General features: G+C 69.4%; 17 protein-coding genes. 8 read left to right on the top strand and 9 right to left on the bottom strand.

What is annotated here, in order from left to right:
• Window positions 1-420: 420 nt before the first annotated feature.
• The 3 genes from FHT26_RS20890 to FHT26_RS20900 all read right to left on the bottom strand — a co-directional run bounded on the left by FHT26_RS20890 (window position 421) and on the right by FHT26_RS20900 (window position 5441).
• On the bottom strand, window positions 421-594 hold the full coding sequence (locus FHT26_RS20890) for a hypothetical protein (RefSeq protein ID WP_168562033.1): 174 nt from the start codon (window positions 592-594) through the stop codon (window positions 421-423).
• 441 nt (window positions 595-1035) lie between these two features.
• A complete protein-coding gene (locus FHT26_RS20895; RefSeq protein ID WP_168562034.1) occupies window positions 1036-4275 on the bottom strand; it encodes a glycoside hydrolase family 3 N-terminal domain-containing protein in 3240 nt (1079 codons plus the stop codon).
• A 323-nt stretch (window positions 4276-4598) separates the two neighbouring features.
• A complete protein-coding gene (locus tag FHT26_RS20900; RefSeq protein WP_168562035.1) occupies window positions 4599-5441 on the bottom strand; it encodes a 23S rRNA (adenine(2030)-N(6))-methyltransferase RlmJ in 843 nt (280 codons plus the stop codon).
• Between the two features lie 167 nt (window positions 5442-5608).
• Between FHT26_RS20900 and FHT26_RS20905 the strand changes: the two genes are divergently transcribed.
• A complete protein-coding gene (locus FHT26_RS20905; RefSeq protein ID WP_168562036.1) occupies window positions 5609-6616 on the top strand; it encodes a zinc-binding alcohol dehydrogenase family protein in 1008 nt (335 codons plus the stop codon).
• A 46-nt stretch (window positions 6617-6662) separates the two neighbouring features.
• Window positions 6663-7715, top strand: coding sequence for an AbrB family transcriptional regulator (locus tag FHT26_RS20910; RefSeq protein WP_349238191.1), 1053 nt, complete (start codon window positions 6663-6665; stop codon window positions 7713-7715).
• 9 nt (window positions 7716-7724) lie between these two features.
• Here FHT26_RS20910 and FHT26_RS20915 read toward each other — a convergent pair whose 3' ends face one another.
• Window positions 7725-8294, bottom strand: coding sequence for an MOSC domain-containing protein (locus tag FHT26_RS20915; protein ID WP_168562037.1), 570 nt, complete (start codon window positions 8292-8294; stop codon window positions 7725-7727).
• Between the two features lie 13 nt (window positions 8295-8307).
• Window positions 8308-9120 carry a substrate-binding domain-containing protein gene (locus tag FHT26_RS20920; protein WP_168562038.1) on the bottom strand — a complete coding sequence of 271 codons (813 nt, stop codon included), beginning with the start codon at window positions 9118-9120 and terminating at the stop codon, window positions 8308-8310.
• 326 nt (window positions 9121-9446) lie between these two features.
• Here FHT26_RS20920 and FHT26_RS20925 point away from each other — a divergent pair, with 326 nt between their 5' ends.
• The gene (locus FHT26_RS20925) at window positions 9447-11324 is read left to right on the top strand and encodes a phosphoenolpyruvate carboxykinase (GTP) (protein WP_168562039.1); all 1878 of its coding nucleotides are present in this window, start codon (window positions 9447-9449) and stop codon (window positions 11322-11324) included.
• Between the two features lie 78 nt (window positions 11325-11402).
• Here the strand turns inward: FHT26_RS20925 and FHT26_RS20930 are convergent, their stop codons facing one another.
• From FHT26_RS20930 to FHT26_RS20940, 3 genes are all read right to left on the bottom strand, one after another.
• Window positions 11403-11639: a hypothetical protein gene (locus FHT26_RS20930; protein WP_168562040.1), complete on the bottom strand. Its 237-nt coding sequence runs from the start codon at window positions 11637-11639 to the stop codon at window positions 11403-11405.
• A 46-nt stretch (window positions 11640-11685) separates the two neighbouring features.
• On the bottom strand, window positions 11686-11943 hold the full coding sequence (locus tag FHT26_RS20935; RefSeq protein WP_168562041.1) for a hypothetical protein: 258 nt from the start codon (window positions 11941-11943) through the stop codon (window positions 11686-11688).
• Window positions 11944-12006: 63 nt separating this feature from the next.
• Window positions 12007-12240 (bottom strand): hypothetical protein, encoded by a 234-nt coding sequence (locus FHT26_RS20940; RefSeq protein ID WP_168562042.1) that lies wholly within the window; start codon window positions 12238-12240, stop codon window positions 12007-12009.
• A gap of 143 nt (window positions 12241-12383) precedes the next feature.
• Between FHT26_RS20940 and FHT26_RS20945 the strand changes: the two genes are divergently transcribed.
• The 5 genes from FHT26_RS20945 (at window position 12384) to hutI (ending at window position 18309) form a co-directional block, all read left to right on the top strand.
• Window positions 12384-13319, top strand: a complete 936-nt coding sequence (locus FHT26_RS20945) for a LysR family transcriptional regulator (protein ID WP_168562043.1) — start codon at window positions 12384-12386, stop codon at window positions 13317-13319.
• Between the two features lie 115 nt (window positions 13320-13434).
• Window positions 13435-15150 (top strand): urocanate hydratase, encoded by a 1716-nt coding sequence (gene hutU / locus FHT26_RS20950; protein ID WP_246868045.1) that lies wholly within the window; start codon window positions 13435-13437, stop codon window positions 15148-15150.
• Window positions 15150-15725: a HutD/Ves family protein gene (locus FHT26_RS20955; protein WP_168562045.1), complete on the top strand. Its 576-nt coding sequence runs from the start codon at window positions 15150-15152 to the stop codon at window positions 15723-15725. The genes hutU and FHT26_RS20955 overlap by 1 nt, the downstream gene beginning before the upstream one ends.
• On the top strand, window positions 15722-17089 hold the full coding sequence (locus FHT26_RS20960; protein WP_168562046.1) for a formimidoylglutamate deiminase: 1368 nt from the start codon (window positions 15722-15724) through the stop codon (window positions 17087-17089). The genes FHT26_RS20955 and FHT26_RS20960 overlap by 4 nt, the downstream gene beginning before the upstream one ends.
• The gene (gene hutI / locus FHT26_RS20965) at window positions 17086-18309 is read left to right on the top strand and encodes an imidazolonepropionase (RefSeq protein WP_168562047.1); all 1224 of its coding nucleotides are present in this window, start codon (window positions 17086-17088) and stop codon (window positions 18307-18309) included. Before FHT26_RS20960 ends, hutI begins: the two co-directional genes overlap by 4 nt.
• Here the strand turns inward: hutI and hutG are convergent.
• Entirely contained in the window at window positions 18256-19074 is an 819-nt protein-coding gene (gene hutG / locus FHT26_RS20970) for an N-formylglutamate deformylase (RefSeq protein ID WP_168562048.1), read from the bottom strand. The two genes, hutI and hutG, sit on opposite strands and share 54 nt — an antisense overlap.
• Window positions 19075-19163 lie beyond the last annotated feature (89 nt).

Below are 19163 nucleotides of genomic sequence, written 5' to 3' on the forward strand. Positions count from 1 at the left end.
GCGAAAGCGTGGCGCGCCAATCGGGACAGGCCACGAAGCCAGCCAACTCAGGGAGAGTCGACGATTTCAGTCAGAGCACGCGCTTCATCCTCCGAGAGGGCACGCCGATATTGGCCGTGCGGACCCGAGGCATGAGTTGTCCCGCACTGAAGTCCAGCGATGACGCCTGACCGTCGCCGTGTTGCACCCAGAGCAGCGTTCGTGGCGCGTATGTCGCGACCGTTTGCGCCCCACCCGCCGCGATGTTCGCCGACCCACTTGTTCAACGCGTGAAGCTGGAGCTCGTCAATTCCGTGCCTGGCCCGGGTGAGGCTGCGACGAAAGTCGTGGATCTTGCCGACGAGACGGAGGGAACATCGAGATCACATCCCGACAAGCTCGCCGCGAAGAGGATGGCCACTACATAGGCGAGGATTGATTTCACAGCGCCGTGGTCTCCACGAACTGGATGGTGGAGTACGGGTGATCGCAGTGCAGCCAATGCGCCAGCAGAGGCTCGGTGTCCAGCGCACCGATATCGAACGTCAGCACCACACTGAGCGGGTCGTCCCCAATGCGACGAGCGCTGGCGCCCACCGTCGCGCCGCAGAGCACGAGATCGAAGTACGCGAGTGCGTAGCGAGACAGCGCCGCCTGCTGCTGCAGCGTCCAGCTGTCCTGCGGTCATCGACCCAACCGATCCAGCGACAGCTCGATCGAGTGATGGATCTCCTCACCCTCGGCCAATAGCTCCAGCATGGGCGACACGAATGTCCAACCTCGCGCGGATCCTGCTCGTGGCTTTTGGCCGAGCTGTTGTACTCTTAGAAGTGCCGCGCCGTGAGGCTCTTCAACGTCCATTCACGCAACTGCTTTTCCGTCTTTTCGCAGACGCAGCACGCGACGCAGACATCCCAAGGAGGCCGCGCGCGCCACTGCAGCAACCCGGGTCACACCGATGCACGCGAAAAAAAGGGGGCGCAACTCTCGTCGCGCCCCTGAAGGGTCACGCGCTGACCGCCAGGCCCGCGCGACCGCCGCAATCGAGAACCTCGCTCAGAGGTTCTTCACGATCCGCAGGTTGCGGATCTGGAAGTGGATGGTTCCGTTCTGGTCGCCCCACGCTGGCAGCATCTCCAGCGGCGACGTCAGCTTCGACGGATCGAACCCGTTCGCCACGTAGTCCGGCGAGCTGAACGGGATCTTCACCGTCTGCCAGGTGTTGACCGCCGGGTGTCCGACCTTGTCCTTGAGGTCGCCGGTGCGGCAGGTGTCGCTCTTGCGATCGCACACCAGCTTGGTCCAGAAGTCCTGCGTGGTGTTGCCGTAGTCGAGCACCCGGATCTCGAACTGCACGCCGCCGGTCGCCGCGATCGCCGACGCGTCGATCAGCGTGTTGTCCGGCACCGACATGAAGATGCCGCCGTTGCCACCGCCGTCGCCCACGCCGCTGAACACCACGTCGATCAGCTTGTCGGCGCCGTCGACCACGTCGTTCGTCAGCGTCACGCTGCCCGTGCCACCGGTCGACCACGCCCCCGGTGCCGCCAGCGCCGCCGCATCGCTGATGCCGTTGACGTACAGGTCCTTGTCGGCCGTCACGGCGATCACGTTGACCGGCGGGCCGCCGGCGCACGGCACGTTGCCGGTGTTCTTCGGGTCCCAGCGGATGTTGGCCACCGACATCTCGAACTGCCCTGCGCTGTAAAGCAGGAACGGCGTGTTGACCGCGGTGAAGTCGGTGCCCTGGTCGGCAAAGCAGTGCAGTGGCACCGCCAGCTCCGTCCAGGTGTTGGCCGGCAACGTGCCGAAGGTGGTGGTCGCGTCGATCTCGCCCATGCACGGGTAGCCGCAATCCACCCGCATCTTGATCGCCGCGGTCGGTGCCACGCTGACGCGCGCATCGAACACCAGCGAGCCCTGCGAGTTCAGGTACGACTGCAGGTCCTGCTTGTCGGCATCGTTGGTGCTCTGCATGTAGATCTGGCCGGCCGCGCCGTTCCACTTCGCCTTCATCGCCGCCCACTGCTTGCCGTCCTTGTCGTCGACCGGCACCGCGGTGATCTCGCCTTGCGGCGTCGAGGTGCTCGTCGCGGTCGACAAGCCCACCGTCACCGCCCAGCTCGACGGCGCGCCGATGCGCATCGTGAAGCCGCTCTGGTTCGCACCGTCGAACACCGCCAGCGTCTGGTCGGTGGTGCCGCCGCCGCCCGCCGGCGCACCGCAGCCCTGCGCCACGGTGGCCTCGTCGTACGCGCCCTGGTCGGTGCCGGGTGCGGCATACGTCAGGCCGTAGCCGAAGGCATACAGCGGGTCGTAGCCGGCATCGCCCTTGTTCAGCGCGACCTGGCAGGCCGCCTTCGGCCACGAGTACGACAGCTTGCCGCTGAAGTCGGCATTGACGGCTCCGTCGTCCTTCCTGAACAGCACGTCGGCCAGCCCGTCACCCTCGGTGCCCGGCAGCCACGCGGCGACGAAGGCATCCGAGCGGTTGATCTCGCGGCTGGTGTACAGCGGCCGGCCGGAGTACATCACCGTGACGATCTTCTTGACGCCCTTGGCCTTCAGCGCGTCGATCAGCGCGACGTCTTCCGGGTGCAGCTTCGCATGCTCCAGCGTCTTGTTCTTGCCGATGTCGCCGACGCCTTCGGCATACGGCGTCTCGCCGATCACGACGATGGCCGCGTCGTAGTCCGCGCTGCCCAGCGCACCGGTGGCGCTGGTGTCGATCGCCGCGTTCGGCGCGATCTTCTGGATCGCCGCCCACAGCGTGGTGCCGCCGCCGAAATCGGCATTGACGTTGTCGGTGCCCTGCCAGGTCAGCGACCAGCCGCCGCTCTGGTTCGACAGGCTGTCGGCGCTCTTGCCAGCCACCAGCACCTTGGCGCTGCGCGCCAGCGGCAGCACGCCGCCGTTGTTCTTCAGCAGCACCAGCGACTTGCGCACCGCCTCGCGCGCCACCGCGCGGTTCTCGGCGGTGCCGACCTCGCTGTTCGCATTGCGTGCCGACGGCTTCGGCTTGTCGAACAAGCCCGCGCGCAGCTTGACGCGCAGGATGCGGCGCACCGCATCGTCGACACGCGCCTGCGGGATCTCGCCGTTCTGCACGCTGGCGATCGTGTTGGCGATGAAGGCTTTCCAGTCGTCGACGTACGGCACCATCACCATGTCGATGCCGGCGTTGATGGCCTGCGGGCAGTCGGCATTGGTGCAGGCCCGCGTCGAATCGCTGTTGGTCGCGTTGACCTGGCCGAGGCCGTTCCAGTCCGAGACGACGAAGCCGTCGAAGCCCATCCTGGTCTTCAGCACGTCGGTCAGCAGGTACTTGTGGCCGTGCATCTTGTCGGCCCGCGCGGTGTCGCCCTTGGCCGCATCCTTCCAGCTGCTGAACGATGCCATCACCGATTGCGCACCGGCCTGCAGGGCGGTGTAGTAGCCGCGGCCGTGGATGTTGATCAGGTCGGCTTCGGTCACCGCCGTGACGCCCTGGTCCTTGCCGTCGGTCGTACCGCCGTCGCCCAGGAAGTGCTTCGCGGTCGCGACCACCTTCTCGCTGGCCTTCGCGTCCTTCGCGAGCGCGCCCTGCAGGCCCTTGATGACCTCGCCGCCGTACGACTGCACGACCAGCGGGTCCTCCGAATAGCCTTCGTAGGTGCGGCCCCAACGGTCGTCGCGCACGACGGCGAGCGTCGGGCCGAAGGCCCAGTCGATGCCGGTGTGCGCCACTTCGCGCGCAGTGACCTCGCCGATGCGGCGCAGCAGGTCCGGGTCGCGCGTCGCGCCCAGGCCGATGTTGTGCGGGAACAGCGTCGCACCCTTCACGTTGTTGTGGCCGTGCACCGCGTCCGTGCCCCAGATCAGCGGGATCGGGTTCGGGTTGGCCGGGTCCATCGACGCGGCCCACAGTGTGTCGGCCAGTGCCAGCCAGTCGGCCACCGGCGCATCCTTGTGCTGGCCGGGGAACGAGCCGCCACCGTTCAGCACCGAGCCGAGGTGGTAGGTCTTGATGTCGTCCGGCGTCACGCCCTGGATCTCGACCTGCGTCATCTGGCCGACCTTCTCGGCCAGGCTCATCTTGGCGAGCAGCGCGTCGACCTGCGACTCGATGCCGGCGTCGCGGGCCACCGCGCTCTTGATCGCGGGCCAGTCCTGCAACGGCGTGGTCGGGATGTCGGTGCTCACGGGGGGCGGGGCCGGTGGCGGGCTGCCGTCGGAATCGCCGCCGCCGCAGGCGCTCAGCGTCAGCGCGACGGCCCAGGCGAGCCCGTGCAGGGCAGCGCGTGAAGAACGGATCATGGCTGTGTCTCCTCTTGTGGGTATGTCGTACGCATCGGCGGACCGTGCGAACGCGGCGCGAGCATAGCCACGGCTGAAAGCGCTTGCAAGAAGACGTTTACCAATCGTTAAGACGATGACAAGCCCGGAACGCCCCGTCGAAGACTGTGAAAAACATCACGTGACATCGCCGGACACAAGCAGGCGCGCGCCCTGGCGCGGATTGCGGCAGTGCAGCTACGGCACTGCAGCAAAACGGCGGGCGTCAGGGAATCTACCGAGCGTTTCATGAAACTCGGTTGAAACCGCTTGCAACCTAACTTACGCGGCCTCGGTCGCGTGGTTCAGGCGGCTTTCTGCTCGAGCAGGTAGTTCGCGTCGTCGTACTGTCCCAGCACGTCGACCAGGTAGGGCAGCACCGCGAGCAGTTCGTCGTGCAGCGTGTACGGCGGATTCAGGATGAACATGCCGCTGCCGGCCAGGCCGAAGCCCTGCGCATCGGGCACCTGCACCGTCAGGCGCACATGCAGCCAGCCCTTGGGCGCCAGGCCTTCGAGGCGACGCGGCAGCTGCGCCGCTTCGAGCTTCTGCACCTGCGGGTACCAGACCATGTAGACCCCTTCGCTGAAGCGCAGCAGCGCCTCGCGCAACGAGGCGATCACGCGGCCGTAGTCGCCATGGCCCTCGTAGCTCGGGTCCATCAGGATGGCGGCGCGCCGGCTCGACGGCGGCACCTGGCCCTTCAGCCCGTCGAAGCCGTCGGCGTTGAAGATCTCGACGTTCTTCGTCGCGCCGAGGAAGGACTCGAGGATGCGGTGGTCGGTGTTGTGCAGCTCGAACAGCCGCAGCTGGTCTTGCGCGCGCAGCAGCATCTGCGCAAAGGCGGGCGAGCCGGGGTACTGACGCAGTTTGCCGTCGGGGTTGAACTGCCGCACCGCGGCCACGTAGTCGGCCACAGGACCGGGCAGGTCGTCGCGGCCCCACAGCCGCGCGATGCCTTGCTCGAACTCGCCCTTCTTGGTCGCATACTGGCCTTCGAGCGAATAGCCGCCGGCGCCGGCATGGGTGTCGACCAAGCGGTACGGCTTGTCCTTCTGGTTCATGTAGCGCAGCACCATGCCGAGCACGGTGTGCTTGAGCACATCGGCATGGTTGCCGGCGTGGAAGGCGTGGCGGTAGGCGAGCATCGGCGGCTTTCTGGAAACGGTTCAGCACCGTATTGTCGTTGCCTCGATCGCCGCCACGGCATTCTTCAAATTTTGTTTGAAGGTGATAGTGGCCGGGGCCGGATTATCAATTCGTGTCGCCTTCCGTACAGTGCCCGGACCGCACCACTTCCTTCCGGAGCCGCTCGATGAAAGCCGTTGCCTACCGCCGCCCTCTGCCGATCACCGATGCCGAGTCGCTGCTCGATGTCACGCTGCCCGAGCCGGTGGCCGCCGGCCGCGACCTGCTGGTCCGCGTGCAGGCGGTGTCGGTGAACCCGGTCGACGTGAAGATCCGCGCCGGCAGCATGCCCGCCGACGGGCAGGCGAAGGTCATCGGCTGGGATGCCGTCGGCACCGTCGAAGCGGTCGGCGAGCAGGTCACGCTGTTCAAGCCGGGCGACCGCGTCTGGTACGCCGGCGACATCACGCGCCCGGGCAGCAATGCCGAGCTGCAGCTGGTCGACGAGCGCATCGTCGGCCACGCGCCCACATCGATCCCGGTTGCGCAGGCCGCCGCGTTGCCGCTGACCGCGATCACCGCATGGGAGCTGCTGTTCGACCGCCTCGGCACGACGGCCGACACCGAAGGCGCGCTGCTGATCATCGGTGCGGCTGGCGGCGTCGGCTCGATCCTGACGCAGCTCGCGCGCCGGTTGACGAAGCTGACGGTGATCGGCACCGCGTCGCGCCCCGAGACGCAGGCCTGGCTGCGCGAACTGGGCGCGCACCATGTGATCGACCACCACCAGCCGCTGCTGCCGCAACTGCAGGCGGCCGGCGTGCCGCAGGTCGCCGCGGTCGCGGGGCTGACGCACACACCCACCTATTACCAGCAGATCGTCGAGGCGCTAGCGCCGCAGGGCAAGCTGGCGCTGATCGACGATTTCAAAGAGCCGCTCGACGTGATGCCGATGAAGCGCAAGAGCCTGTCGCTGCACTGGGAGCTGATGTTCACGCGGCCGATGATGCAGACCGCCGACATGCACAAGCAGCACGAACTGCTCGACGAGGTCGCGAAGCTGGTCGACGCCGGGCGGCTGCGCAGCACGCTCGGCGAGCACTTCGGAACGATCAACGCGGCGAACCTGAAGCGCGCGCATGCGTTCATCGAGAGCGGCAAGGCGCGCGGCAAGGTGGTGCTGGAAGGTTTTTGAAGGCGCGTGAAAGCGCGCTGACAGGCCCCGCGGCTAGCATCGCGGCGTGCCTGAATTCCTCTCCCGCCGCCCGGCCCGCCTTGCCCTGACCTTGCTCGCCGGCGCCGCGGCCGCCGGCTTGTGCCTGCTGCTGCGCACGCCGCTGCCGTGGATGATCGGCCCGCTCATCGCGACCGCACTCGGCTGCATGGCCGGGCTGCCGCTCGCGGCCGCCACGCCGTTGCGCAATGCCGGCCAGTGGGCCATCGGCACCGTGCTCGGGCTGTACTTCACGCCGCAGGTGGTCGGCATCGTCGCGAGCCACTGGGCGGTGATCCTCGCCGGCATCGCGTGGGCGCTGCTGCTCGGTGCCGGCTTCGGCGCCTACCTGGCGCGCGCCAACGCCGGCATGGCGCTCGACCGGCCGACGCTGTTCTTCGCCAGCGCGATCGGCGGCGCGTCGGAGATGGCGGTGCTGGCCGAGCGCTTCGGCGGGCGCATGGACCTGGTCGCGAGCGCGCATTCGCTGCGCATCCTGCTGGTCGTGCTGACGATCCCGTTCGGCTTCCAGTTCGCCGGCCTGCACGGGCTCGACCCGACGCTGCCCGGCCCGCAGGTCGTCGAATGGCACGGGCTGCTGCAGCTGATCGCGATGACGGCCGCCGGCGGCGCCTTCCTGCGCTGGCGCGGCGTCTCGAACCCGTGGGTGCTGGGGCCGCTGTTCGTCGCGTTCGGGCTCACCGCCACCGGCGTCGAGCTGTCGGCCCTTCCGAAGTGGATGACCAACCTCGGCCAGCTCTTCATCGGCGTCGCGCTCGGCACGCGCTTCACGCCGGCCTTCCTGCACACCGCGCCGCGCTGGCTGCTCAGCGTGGGCGTCGGCACGCTGGTGATGATCGCGCTGTCGGCCGGCTTCGCGCTCGGCGTCGCGCAGCTCAGCGGGCTGCACCCGGCCACCGTGCTGCTCGGCACCTCGCCCGGCGGCATCGCCGAGATGTGCCTGACGGCCAAGGTGCTGGAGCTGGGCGTGCCGGTGGTGACGGCCTTCCACGTGACGCGGATGGCGGCGGTGGTGCTGCTGGCGTCGCCGATGTTCCGCTGGTCGGCGCCGGCGGGCTGAAGTCCGGCCTCAGCCCTTCTTCATCCGGGCGCGGAACAGCTCCGGAATGCCGACTTCGCGCGGCCCCGGCAGCAGCTCGAAGGCCTGCCCGGCGCGCAGCGTGCCGGGCGAGCGCACCGACAGGTAGAAGCCGCACCAGGCGCTCGACGCCATCATCTTGACGGCCTGGTTGAAGCCCATCGCCGCGTTGAACTTGAAGCACGGGAAACGCGGCTCGCTGACCGCGAGCTCGCAGTCGGGAAAGCGCAGCACGTCGCCGATCCAGGCCTGGTTTTCAAGCAGGCCGGCGAGTGTCAGGTTCTCGCCGATCGAGCCGGGCGGCAGCGGCTCGTCCCAGCCGGCCACCTGGGCCTGCGCGCGCACCGTCTGCCAGAACGCATAGTGCTCGCTCGGGTAGGCGTAGACCGCCTTGCCCAGGCCGCCATGCACGCTGAGGTCGGCCTGCTCGTCCCCGGCCAGCCCCATCGGATGCGCCGCGACCGGGCCGGCGACCGGCCGCTTGCCGATCGCCGTCAGCACCGGCCGGCCGTCGATCAGCCGCTCGCTCGCACGGGCGACGTTGACGCTGAGCAGTTGCATGGTCACCGGCGGCTCAGCCGGTGACCGAGCGCCATCCGCGCACGCCGGAAGCGACACGGCGACCCTGCGGCCCGGAGATCCATTGCGTGAACAGCTTGGCCGCCGGGTGGTTGACGCGGAAAGCCCGCATCACGTGCACCTCGGTCACCAGCAACGGGTCGCCTTCGACGACGATCGCGAGCGGCTTGGCCGGGTGGCTCAGCCAGACGCCGCGCTCCACCACCGCATAGGCGTTCTGCGCCGCGGCCTGCGCGACGATCGAGCTCTTCGGGTCGGCCGTCACGTACCACGGTGCGGCAGGCGCCACCTTCGACGCACGCCACAGCGGCAGTTCCGCGAGTGCCGCACCGCTGCCGTTGTTGTTGCCGAGGAAGCGCGCCTGGGCGTTCGCGATGCCCATCAGCGCGGCGCCGATGTCCTTGCCACCGAGCACGCCGGCCGGGTCCTTGGCCTTCTTGCCCTTGCCCTCGACCGGGCCGATCAGCACGTAGTCGCCGACCGCGACGCGGTGGCGGTCATGCGCCAGGCCCTGCTTCTCGAGCTGCATCTCGAGCTCGGGCACGTTGGTCATCGCCATGTCGATCTCGCCGCGCTCCAGCGCCTGGATCAGCGCGGCACTCTGGCCGCCCGACACCTGCACCGCGACACCGGTGTCGCGGCCGAAGCCCTTCTGGAACGCCTGGCCGAGGCCGGAGTCGAGCAGCGACTGCTCGACGCCCATCAGCAGCGGGTCGGCGAGCGACTTGCGCTGGGCCGCGCGGGCGGTGAACGGGACCGCCAGACTGCTGGCGGCTGCGAGGGACAGGAGAAGGCGGCGTCGCATCATCCGACGATCTTAAGCGGCCGCAGAAACGGACACGTAACGCCCGGACCCCGTGCCTCCGGACGCCCGGCAGCCACTGCGCAGAACCGCCGAAAAAGTCACAACTGCTTTGCATGTCCGTATTCCCAATTTGCATGGCCCCCCGGGCCCCGGTGGTTACGGCGCGATTACAGTCGAACGACAATGCCTTGCCCGGTGGCGGCACGCCGATTGCCATTTCGTCGTGAAACCGCCTGTTCCCGGCGAACGGCATGGCAGAGGGTGGTTTGCGGCATGGGGCGAGCCCGGAGGTTCGCCCGATCCCGCAACTTTGATGATTGGAGTCCACGATGAACCGACCCGCGATGGAGGGTTTGCGCCTGAACGCGCCCACGTACGTCAAACACACCCGCCTGATGGAATGGGTGGCCGAGATGGCGGCGCTGACCGAAGCCCGCGACGTGCACTGGTGCGACGGCAGCACCGCCGAGTACGACAGGCTCTGCGCCCAGCTCGTCGCGGCCGGCACCTTCAGGAAGCTGAACCCCGAGTTGCGGCCGAACAGCTACCTCGCCTGCAGCAGCCCGAGCGACGTCGCGCGCGTCGAAGACCGCACCTTCATCTGCAGCGCGAAGAAGGAAGACGCCGGCCCGACCAACAACTGGATGGACCCGGCCGAGATGCGGGCGCTGCTGCAAACGGGTCGTCCTGACGGCACCCCGGCCTTGTTCCGCGGCGCGATGAAGGGCCGCACGATGTACGTCGTGCCGTTCAGCATGGGGCCGTTGGGCTCGCCGATCGCGCACATCGGCGTCGAGCTGTCCGACAGCCCGTACGTCGCGGTCAACATGAAGATCATGACGCGCATGGGCCGGGCGGTGCTCGACGTGCTCGGCACCGACGGCGAGTTCGTGCCGTGCATGCACACCGTCGGCGCGCCGCTCGAGCCGGGCCAGAAAGACGTCGCGTGGCCGTGCAACACCACCAAGTACATCGTCCACTACCCCGAGACGCGCGAGATCTGGAGCTACGGTTCCGGCTATGGCGGCAACGCGTTGCTGGGCAAGAAGTGCTTCGCGCTGCGCATCGCCAGCACGATGGGGCGCGACGAAGGCTGGCTGGCCGAGCACATGCTGATCCTCGGCGTCGAAAGCCCCGAGGGCAAGAAGCACCACGTGGCCGCCGCGTTCCCGAGCGCCTGCGGCAAGACCAACTTCGCGATGCTGATCCCGCCGGGCGGCCTGCCAGGCTGGAAGGTGACGACGATCGGCGACGACATCGCATGGATCAAGCCGGCCGCCGACGGCCGCCTGTACGCGATCAACCCGGAAGCGGGCTACTTCGGCGTCGCACCCGGCACCAACGAGAAGACCAACTTCAACTGCATGGCCAGCCTGAAGCGCGACGTGATCTTCACGAACGTCGCGCTCACCGACGACGGCGACGTCTGGTGGGAAGGCATGACCGACGTGCCGCCGGCCCAGCTGACCGACTGGCAGGGCCAGCGCTGGACGCCGGCGATCGCGAAGGAGACCGGCGCGAAGGCGGCTCACCCGAATGCACGCTTCACGGTGCCGGCCACCAACAACCCGGCCCTCGACCCGGCCTGGGACGACCCGGCGGGCGTGCCGATCGACGCGATCATCGTCGGCGGCCGCCGCTCGACGACCGTGCCGCTGGTCACCGAAGCGCGCGACTGGACCGAAGGCGTCTACATGGCCGCGACCATGGGCAGCGAAACCACCGCCGCCGCCGCCGGCCAGCAGGGCGTGGTGCGCCGCGACCCGTTCGCGATGCTGCCGTTCATCGGCTACAACATGAGCGACTATTTCCAGCACTGGCTGTCGCTGGGCGCGAAGCTGCAGGCGAAGGGCGCCACGCTGCCGAAGATCTTCTGCGTGAACTGGTTCCGCAAGGGCGACGACGGCAAGTTCGTCTGGCCCGGCTACGGCGAGAACATGCGCGTGCTGAAGTGGATGCTCGAGCGCGTCGAAGGCCGGGCCGAGGGCCGCGAGAACGTGTTCGGCGTCACGCCGAGCTACCAGGACCTGAACTGGACCGGCCTCGACTTCAGCGCGGCGCAGTACGACCAGGTGACCGGCGACGACAAGAACGCGTGGCAGGCCGAGCTGGCGCTGCACGACGCGCTGTTCAAGCAGCTCGCCTGGCACCTGCCGGAGGAACTGAGCGCGACGAAGGCGCGCATCGAGGCACGATTGGCCGGCTGACCTGGCCGGCTGAACACGGTCGACGCCCGATGAAAAAAGGCCCGCTTCTGCGGGCCTTTGCGTTGGGGCGGCGGGCGCTCAGACCTCGGCGTCGGCCCGGTCGGCGGCCGCGCGCAGGTCGGCGGCGTAGCTCGGCTGGCCGTCGCTGTAGGCGTCGGCAAGCGAGCGCAGCCGGCTCGCGGCTTCGGCCGGGCTTTCGGCGGCCGGGCTCAGCAGGCTGGCGAGCGCGGCGGTGGCGAACGCATAAGCGTCCGAAATGCGCTGGACGAAAGCCGTCGAGGCTTGCGAGTCAGCAAAGAAAGTCGACTGGTTCATGATGGTCTCAGGTGTGTGCCGCCGCCCGTGGCAGCGGCACGGGTGTTCAGTTGCCGTACAGCTCTTCGTGCCGGTCGGCGGCCGCGAACAGGTCCGCAGCGAAGCCGGGATCGGTCTTCAGGTACTGGCGAGCCATCGCCCGCACATCGGCGGCTTCACGGGCAGCCTGGTTCTCTTCGACATTGACGCGCTGGGCGGGCATCACGGCGTTCAGCAGCGCGGCGAAAGCGGCGGCGAACGGCGCGGCCAGGCGCGGAGCGGTGCGTTGTTGGGGGACTTGCAGGTCCATCGTCGTCGTGGTCATCGTGTTTCCTTCGGGGTTGGGGTCGCTTGTGGCGAATTCGGGGGAGGTCGGTGCGTGCTGGTGTCAGCGCTGACGAGCGGAAGCCATCGAGCGCAGCTGGGCTGCGAGTTCAGGCTGCGACGCTTCGTAGCGGCTGGCCAGCGCCAGCAGTTCGGGACGGGCGCGGGTCTGGCCGGCGGCTTCCAGCGAAGCCCAGACACGGCGGCCGAGGCGGCCCCACAGGTCTTGCGATGCCGAACCGGACGCGGCGGCGCCGGTCGGCACTTGCGGGAGATTCAGGCTGATCACGGGGTTCATGGAGAGGTCCTTTCAAGACTCGCGAAATCGTTTTCGACCTCGCATGACCGCAATCCTAGGGTTTACCCCATGGGTTGACCACTGAAAGCTGTGAATCAGTGATATACACGCCAGTGATATCCCGGTGTCGAGGAGTACGAAACATGAATTTCCGCACACTTGACTTGAACCTGCTGCGCGTGTTTGACGCGGTGATGGCAGAAGGCAACCTGACCCGCGCGGCCGAGCGGCTGGCGCTGACGCAGCCGGCGGTCAGCAACGCCCTCAAGCGCCTGAAGGACTCTGTCGGTGAGGAACTGCTCACTCGCACATCGTTCGGCGTGAAGCCCACGCCGCGTGCCGAGCAGCTGTGGCCGGAGGTCCAGGCCGCGCTGGCGGCGCTGCGCCAGGCCTTCGCGCCGGGCGACTACGACCCGCAGAAAGATGTGGCGAACTTCCGACTCGCGATGGCGGACGCCACCGCGGCGATGCTGATGCCGTCGCTGGTTCAGCAGATCGAACAGAGCCAGGCGCTCGCCAACCTGCGGGTGATCCCGTTGACGACGCGCGACCCGCGCCCGCTGCTGGAGCGGGGCGAGGTCGATTTCGCGCTCGGCTACTTCCCCGACGCGGTGGCCAACCTGATCGCCCAGGGCAGCGCGAGCCCGATCCACCACGAGCGCCTGTACGACAGCCAATATGTGTGCGTGATGCGGCGCGGCAACCCGCTGGCCGACGGCGAGCTGACGCTGGACCGCTTCTGCGAAGCACATCACCTGCTGGTCAGCTTTTCCGGCCGGCCGCACGGGCTGGTCGACCAGGCGCTGACGCAGCTGCATCGCACGCGGCGCATCGTGCTGACCGTCAACCAGTTCTTCACCGCCGGCCGGGTGGTCGCCAGCAGCGACCTGCTGACCGTGCTGCCGCGCACCTTCATCGCCGCGACCGGCTACCAGGAGCACTTGGTGCAGCGGCCGATCCCGCTGCCGCTGGCGGGCATCCACGTCGAGGCGCTGTGGCACATGCGGCACGACCGGGCCAGCGCGCACCAGTGGCTGCGCGCACGGCTGGTGGAGGCGGCGCAGTCGGCCACCGACTGATCGGCGAACTGCACCCCGGGCTTGACGGCCCGTGCAAGTCCCGGCATCCTGCGCCAAGTGGTCTAGACCACTTTCCAGAACCCCTCGAAGGCCGCCGATGAATTCCACCACCGACATGAAGACCGTGGCCCACGCCGCGGCACAGGCCGCGCGCTCGGCTCCCGGCCGCGTCGTGCGGGCGCCGCGCGGCAGCACGCTGAGCTGCAAGTCGTGGCTCACCGAAGCGGCGTTCCGGATGATCCAGAACAACCTCGACCCCGAGGTCGCCGAGCGCCCCGAGGAGCTGGTGGTCTACGGCGGCATCGGCCGTGCGGCGCGCGACTGGGCCTGCTTCGACCAGATCCTCGCGTCGCTGCGCGAGCTCGAAGACGACGAATCGCTGCTGATCCAGTCCGGCAAGCCGGTCGGCGTGTTCAGGACGCACCCAGACGCGCCGCGGGTGCTGCTGGCCAACTCCAATCTGGTGCCGAAGTGGGCCACCTGGGAGCACTTCAACGAGCTCGACCGGCAAGGCCTCTTCATGTACGGCCAGATGACCGCCGGCTCGTGGATCTACATCGGCACCCAGGGCATCGTGCAGGGCACCTACGAAACCTTCGCCGAAGCCGGTCGCCAGCACTTCGGCGGCACGCTGGCCGGGCGCTGGGTGCTGACGGCCGGGCTCGGCGGCATGGGCGGTGCACAGCCGCTGGCCGCGAGCTTCGCCGGCGCGGTCTCGTTGAACATCGAATGCCAGCAGAGCAGCATCGATTTCCGGCTGCGCACGCGCTACCTCGACAAACAGGCGAAGGACCTCGACGACGCGCTGGCGCTGATCCAGCAGCACACGTCGAGGCGCGAGGCGGTGTCGATCGGCCTGCTCGGCAATGCCGCCGAACTGCTGCCCGAACTGGTGCGCCGCGCGAAGGCCGACGGGATCCGCCCGGACATCGTTACCGACCAGACCTCCGCCCACGACCTGATCAATGGCTACCTGCCGGCCGGCTGGAGCGTCGTCCAGTGGCGCGATGCGCAGCGCGACCCGAACCAGCACGAGCGCCTGAAGCAGGCGGCCGCGCAATCGTGCGCGGTGCACGTGCAGGCGATGCTCGACTTCCACGCGATGGGCATCGCGACCGTCGACTACGGCAACAACATCCGCCAGGTCGCGTTCGACCAGGGCGTGAAGAACGCGTTCGATTTCCCCGGCTTCGTGCCGGCCTACATCCGGCCGCTGTTCTGCGAAGGCAAGGGCCCGTTCCGCTGGGTCGCGCTGTCGGGCGACCCGGACGACATCCGCAAGACCGACGCGAAGATCAAGCAGCTGTTCCCGCACAACGCGCACGTGCACCGCTGGCTGGACATGGCCGGCGAGCGCATCGCGTTCCAGGGCCTGCCGGCGCGCATCTGCTGGCTCGGCCTCGGCGAGCGCCACGTGGCCGGCCTGGCGTTCAACGAGATGGTGCGCAGCGGCGAGCTGAAGGCGCCGATCGTGATCGGCCGCGACCACCTCGACACCGGCTCGGTCGCGAGCCCGAACCGCGAGACCGAGGGCATGAAGGATGGCACCGATGCGGTGTCCGACTGGCCGCTGCTGAACGCGCTGTTGAATGCGTCGGGCGGCGCGACCTGGGTGTCGCTGCACCACGGCGGCGGTGTCGGCATGGGCTATTCGCAGCATGCCGGCATGGTGATCGTCGCCGACGGCAGCGATGCGGCCGCGAAGCGCCTGGCGCGCGTGCTGGTCAACGACGCCGGCTCGGGCGTGATGCGCCATGCCGATGCCGGCTACGAGCTCGCGGTGCAGACGGCGCAGGCCCAGCACCTGAAGCTGCCGATGGTCGGGCGGTGATGGGAGGGCGCAGCGAGACGCTGGACCTGCAGTCGCTGCCGGCCGTGGCCTGGCGCAACGGCGCCGGGCTCACGCGCGAGCTGGCGGTGCATCCGCGCGATGCTTCGGCTGATTTCGACTGGCGCCTCAGCGTCGCCGAGGTCGAGCGCGACGCGCCGTTCTCCGCGTTTCCCGGCATCGCCCGCTGCATCGTGCTGCTGCGCGGCGCCGGCATGCGGCTGCAGTCGGACGATGGCCAACTCGACGAGCGACTCGACCGCGCGCACCGCCCCTTCCATTTCTCCGGCGATGTTGCGTTGACCGCCACGCTGTTCGACGGCCCGTGCCGCGACTTCAACGTGATGGTGCGGCGTGGCCGCTGGCGCGCCGACGTGCGCGCATTGCACGGCGCCACGCGCACCGAGCCGGCCGTCGCCGGGCTGCTGCTCGCGAGCCTGGGCCGCTGGTCCGACGGCGCGCGCGGGCTCGGCCCGCTGCAGGCCTGGCTGTGGCGCGACGGGATGCCCGCGCTGTCGCTCGAATGCACCGGCGAAGCGCCCTGCGCGCTGCTGGTTCGATTGGAGCCCGTGACATGAGCCCGACCGGATCGCTGTTCGCCCGCCACGCGCTGCTGCCGCAAGGCTGGGCCGACGACGTGCTGCTGCAATGGGACGATGCCGGCACGCTGACCTGCGTCGAAGCCGGCCTGCAGCCGCCTGCCGGCACCGAGCGCGTGGCCGGCGCGCTGCTGCCCGGCCTGCCGAACCTGCATTCGCACGCGTTCCAGCGTGCCTTCGCCGGCTTGACCGAGCACCGCAGCGCCGAGCAGGACAGCTTCTGGAGCTGGCGCGCGCTGATGTACGGCTTCGCGCAGGCGCTGACGCCCGACGCGCTGCAGGCCATCGCGACGCAGCTCTACATCGAGATGCTGCAGGCCGGCTACACCGCCGTCTGCGAGTTCCACTATGTCCATCACCAGCCCGACGGCCGCCTGCATGCCGATGCGGCCGAGATGTCGTTGCGCCTGGTGGCCGCCGCGCGCGACGCCGGCATCGGCCTGACGATGCTGCCGGTGCTGTACCAGGCCAGCGGCTTCGGCGGCAAGCCGGCACTGGCCGAGCAACGCCGCTTCCTGAACAGCGTCGACGGCCTGCTGTCGCTGATCGGCCGGCTGCGGCACGACGGCGTGCGCGTCGGCGCGGCGCCGCACTCGCTGCGCGCGGTGCCGCCGGAAGCGCTGCGCGACCTGCTCGGCGGGCTGCACGGCGCCGACGCCAGCGCGCCGGTGCACATCCACGTGGCCGAGCAGCAGCGCGAGGTCGACGACTGCCTGGCCTGGAGCGGCCAGCGGCCGGTGCAGTGGCTGCTCGACCATGCCGCGGTCGACGCGCGCTGGTGCCTGGTGCATGCGACGCACCTCGACGCGATCGAGCGGCGCGCGCTCGCGCGCAGCGGTGCGGTCGCCGGCCTGTGCCCGAGCACCGAGGCCAACCTCGGCGACGGCGTGTTCGATGCCGAGGCCTTCATCGCCGACGGCGGGCACTGGGGCATCGGCTCCGACAGCCATGCGAGCGTCGACGCGGCCGAGGAACTGCGGCTGCTCGAATACGTTCAGCGGCTGACGAAGCAGCGCCGCAACGTGCTCGCGAGCGCCGCGCACCCGCAGGTGGCCGATGCGATGTGGCTGTCGGCGGTGACTGGCGGCGCTCGAGCCAGCGGGCGGTCGATCGGCGGACTGCGTGTCGGCCAGCAGGCGGACCTGCTGCACCTGGCTGACGATGCGGGCCTCAACGCCTCGCAACGCCTTGCGAGCCATGTGTTTGCGACCCATGGCGCCCGCGGCGTGCGCGACGTCTGGGTGGCCGGTCAACGCCGCGTGCACGAGGGCCGGCATGCCGGCGCTGAGCGCGCCGCCGAGGCCTTCATTGCCGCACGCACCCACCTGCTGGAGCTCCGATGACCGACCTGCTGCTGACGAACGCACGCATCGTCGACGGGCTGGACGACGCCTGCACGCCGTCGGCGCCAGGCTTCGTCGCGGTCACCGGCGGGCGCATCGAACGCGTCGGGCCGATGGCCGCGCTACCGCGCGGGCTGCGGCCGCGCGCCGAGCACGACGCCGGCGGCGCGCTGCTGACCCCCGGCCTGATCGACTGCCACACGCACCTGGTCTACGCCGGTGACCGCGCGCGCGAGTTCGAACTGCGGCTGCAGGGCGCGAGCTACGAAGAGATCGCGCGCGCCGGCGGCGGCATCCGCTCGACCGTGCGGCAGACCCGCGACGCGACGCCCGAGGCCTTGTTCGATGCCTCCGCCCGCCGGCTGCGCGAGCTGATGCGGCACGGCGTGACGACCGTCGAGATCAAGTCCGGCTACGGGCTGTCGCTCGATGCCGAGCGCAAGTGCCTGCAGGTCGCGCGCCGGCTCGGCGAGCGCTTCCCGGTCGACGTGCGCACCACGCTGCTGGCCGCGCACGCACTGCCGCCGGAGTTCGAAGGCCGTGCCGACGCGTACATCGACGAGATCGTCGGCCACCTGCTGCCGGCGATCGCGCGCGACGGCCTGGCCGACGCGGTCGATGCGTTCTGCGAGACCATCGGCTTCACGCCGGCCCAGACGCAGCGCGTGTTCGACGCGGCGCGGCGCCACGGCCTGCCGGTCAAGCTGCATGCCGAGCAGCTGTCGAACCAGCACGGCGCCGCGCTGGCGGCCGACTTCGGTGCGCTGTCGGCCGACCACCTGGAGCATGTCGACGAGGCCGGCGTCATCGCGATGGCGCGTGCCGGCACGGTGGCGGTGATGCTGCCGGGCGCGTACTACTTCCTGCGCGACACGGTGGCGCCGCCGATCGCGCTGTTCCGCCGGCACCGCGTGCCGATGGCGGTCGCGACCGACTGCAACCCGGGCACCAGCCCCGGCACGCACCTGCCGCTGATGATGAACATGGCCTGCACGCTGTTCCGCATGACGCCGGCCGAGGCGCTGCTCGGCGTCACGCGCCACGCGGCGAAGGCGCTGGGTCTCGCGGCCACGCACGGCGCCATCGACGCAGGCCGGCAGGCCGACCTGTGCCTGTGGGACGTCGACCACCCGGCCGCGTTGAGCTACGCGATCGGCGCGAGCCCGCTACGCGCGTGCTTCCACCGCGGCATCGAGCGCGGCCTGCAGCATCTGCCGTAGCAGCGGCCGCACGCGGGCCGCGAGGTCGGGCCGGAAGCCGAACGGCGCCGGCTCGTCCATGTAGGTGCAGTGGCACATCTCCATCTGCAGCGCGTGGATGCCGCGTGCCGGCTCGCCGTAGTGGCGCGTGATGTAGCCGCCCTTGAAGCGGCCATTGCTGACCTGGGTGTAGTCGCGCTGGCCAGCGAGCACCGCTTCGACCGCCGCCTGCACGCGCGGTGCGCAGGCGCGCCCCTGGTCGGTGCCGAGGTTCAGGTCGGGCAACTTGCCCTCGAAGAAGCGCGGCAGCACGCTCGAGATCGAGTGGGCGTCCCACAGCACCGCGACGCCGTGCAGGTCGCGCAGCCGCTCCAGTTCGCCGCGCAGCGCGACGTGGTACGGGCGCCAGAAGCGTTCGCGGCGGGTCTCCAGCTCGGCCGCGTCCGGCGCCTGGCCCGCGAGGTACAGCGGCTGCTTGCGGAAGGTGTCCTGCGGCACCAGGCCGGTCGTGTCCTGCCCCGGATAGAGGTTGGTGTCCTCCGGCGGGCGGTTCAGGTCGATCACGTAGCGCGACATCTGCGGCACCAGCGTGCTCGCGCCCATCTGCGCGACGAAGTCGTAGAGCTGCGGCAGGTGCCAGTCGGTGTCGGCGCGCAGCAGCGCCTCGGGGGTCATGCGCGCCTCGATGTCCGGCGGGATGCCGATGCCGGCGTGCGGGAACGAGACGAGCAGCGGGACGCTGCCCCGCGAGAGTGCGTACGTCGGTGCGTGCGTGCTGGTTTCCATGGGTGGAAGTGGCCTAGACAACCGGGAGGCCGAGTGTAGACTGCCCGGCACAGGGCTTGCATCAGGCCCGTCGGCTTTCCCCTTCCCGC

This window comes from Rhizobacter sp. SG703 (genome assembly GCF_012275445.1).
GTDB lineage: Bacteria > Pseudomonadota > Gammaproteobacteria > Burkholderiales > Burkholderiaceae_C > Rhizobacter.

Excerpts from the sequence above, each read along its gene's own strand:
- FHT26_RS20895 (WP_168562034.1), bottom strand. The coding sequence starts at position 4,275 with ATGATCCGTTCTTCACGCGCTGCCCTGCACGGGCTCGCCTGGGCCGTC.
- FHT26_RS20900 (WP_168562035.1), bottom strand. The coding sequence starts at position 5,441 with ATGCTCGCCTACCGCCACGCCTTCCACGCCGGCAACCATGCCGATGTG.
- FHT26_RS20905 (WP_168562036.1), top strand. The coding sequence starts at position 5,609 with ATGAAAGCCGTTGCCTACCGCCGCCCTCTGCCGATCACCGATGCCGAG.
- FHT26_RS20915 (WP_168562037.1), bottom strand. The coding sequence starts at position 8,294 with ATGCAACTGCTCAGCGTCAACGTCGCCCGTGCGAGCGAGCGGCTGATC.
- FHT26_RS20920 (WP_168562038.1), bottom strand. The coding sequence starts at position 9,120 with ATGATGCGACGCCGCCTTCTCCTGTCCCTCGCAGCCGCCAGCAGTCTG.
- FHT26_RS20925 (WP_168562039.1), top strand. The coding sequence starts at position 9,447 with ATGAACCGACCCGCGATGGAGGGTTTGCGCCTGAACGCGCCCACGTAC.
- FHT26_RS20930 (WP_168562040.1), bottom strand. The coding sequence starts at position 11,639 with ATGAACCAGTCGACTTTCTTTGCTGACTCGCAAGCCTCGACGGCTTTC.
- FHT26_RS20935 (WP_168562041.1), bottom strand. The coding sequence starts at position 11,943 with ATGACCACGACGACGATGGACCTGCAAGTCCCCCAACAACGCACCGCT.
- FHT26_RS20940 (WP_168562042.1), bottom strand. The coding sequence starts at position 12,240 with ATGAACCCCGTGATCAGCCTGAATCTCCCGCAAGTGCCGACCGGCGCC.
- FHT26_RS20945 (WP_168562043.1), top strand. The coding sequence starts at position 12,384 with ATGAATTTCCGCACACTTGACTTGAACCTGCTGCGCGTGTTTGACGCG.
- hutU (WP_246868045.1), top strand. The coding sequence starts at position 13,435 with ATGAAGACCGTGGCCCACGCCGCGGCACAGGCCGCGCGCTCGGCTCCC.
- FHT26_RS20955 (WP_168562045.1), top strand. The coding sequence starts at position 15,150 with ATGGGAGGGCGCAGCGAGACGCTGGACCTGCAGTCGCTGCCGGCCGTG.
- FHT26_RS20960 (WP_168562046.1), top strand. The coding sequence starts at position 15,722 with ATGAGCCCGACCGGATCGCTGTTCGCCCGCCACGCGCTGCTGCCGCAA.
- hutI (WP_168562047.1), top strand. The coding sequence starts at position 17,086 with ATGACCGACCTGCTGCTGACGAACGCACGCATCGTCGACGGGCTGGAC.
- hutG (WP_168562048.1), bottom strand. The coding sequence starts at position 19,074 with ATGGAAACCAGCACGCACGCACCGACGTACGCACTCTCGCGGGGCAGC.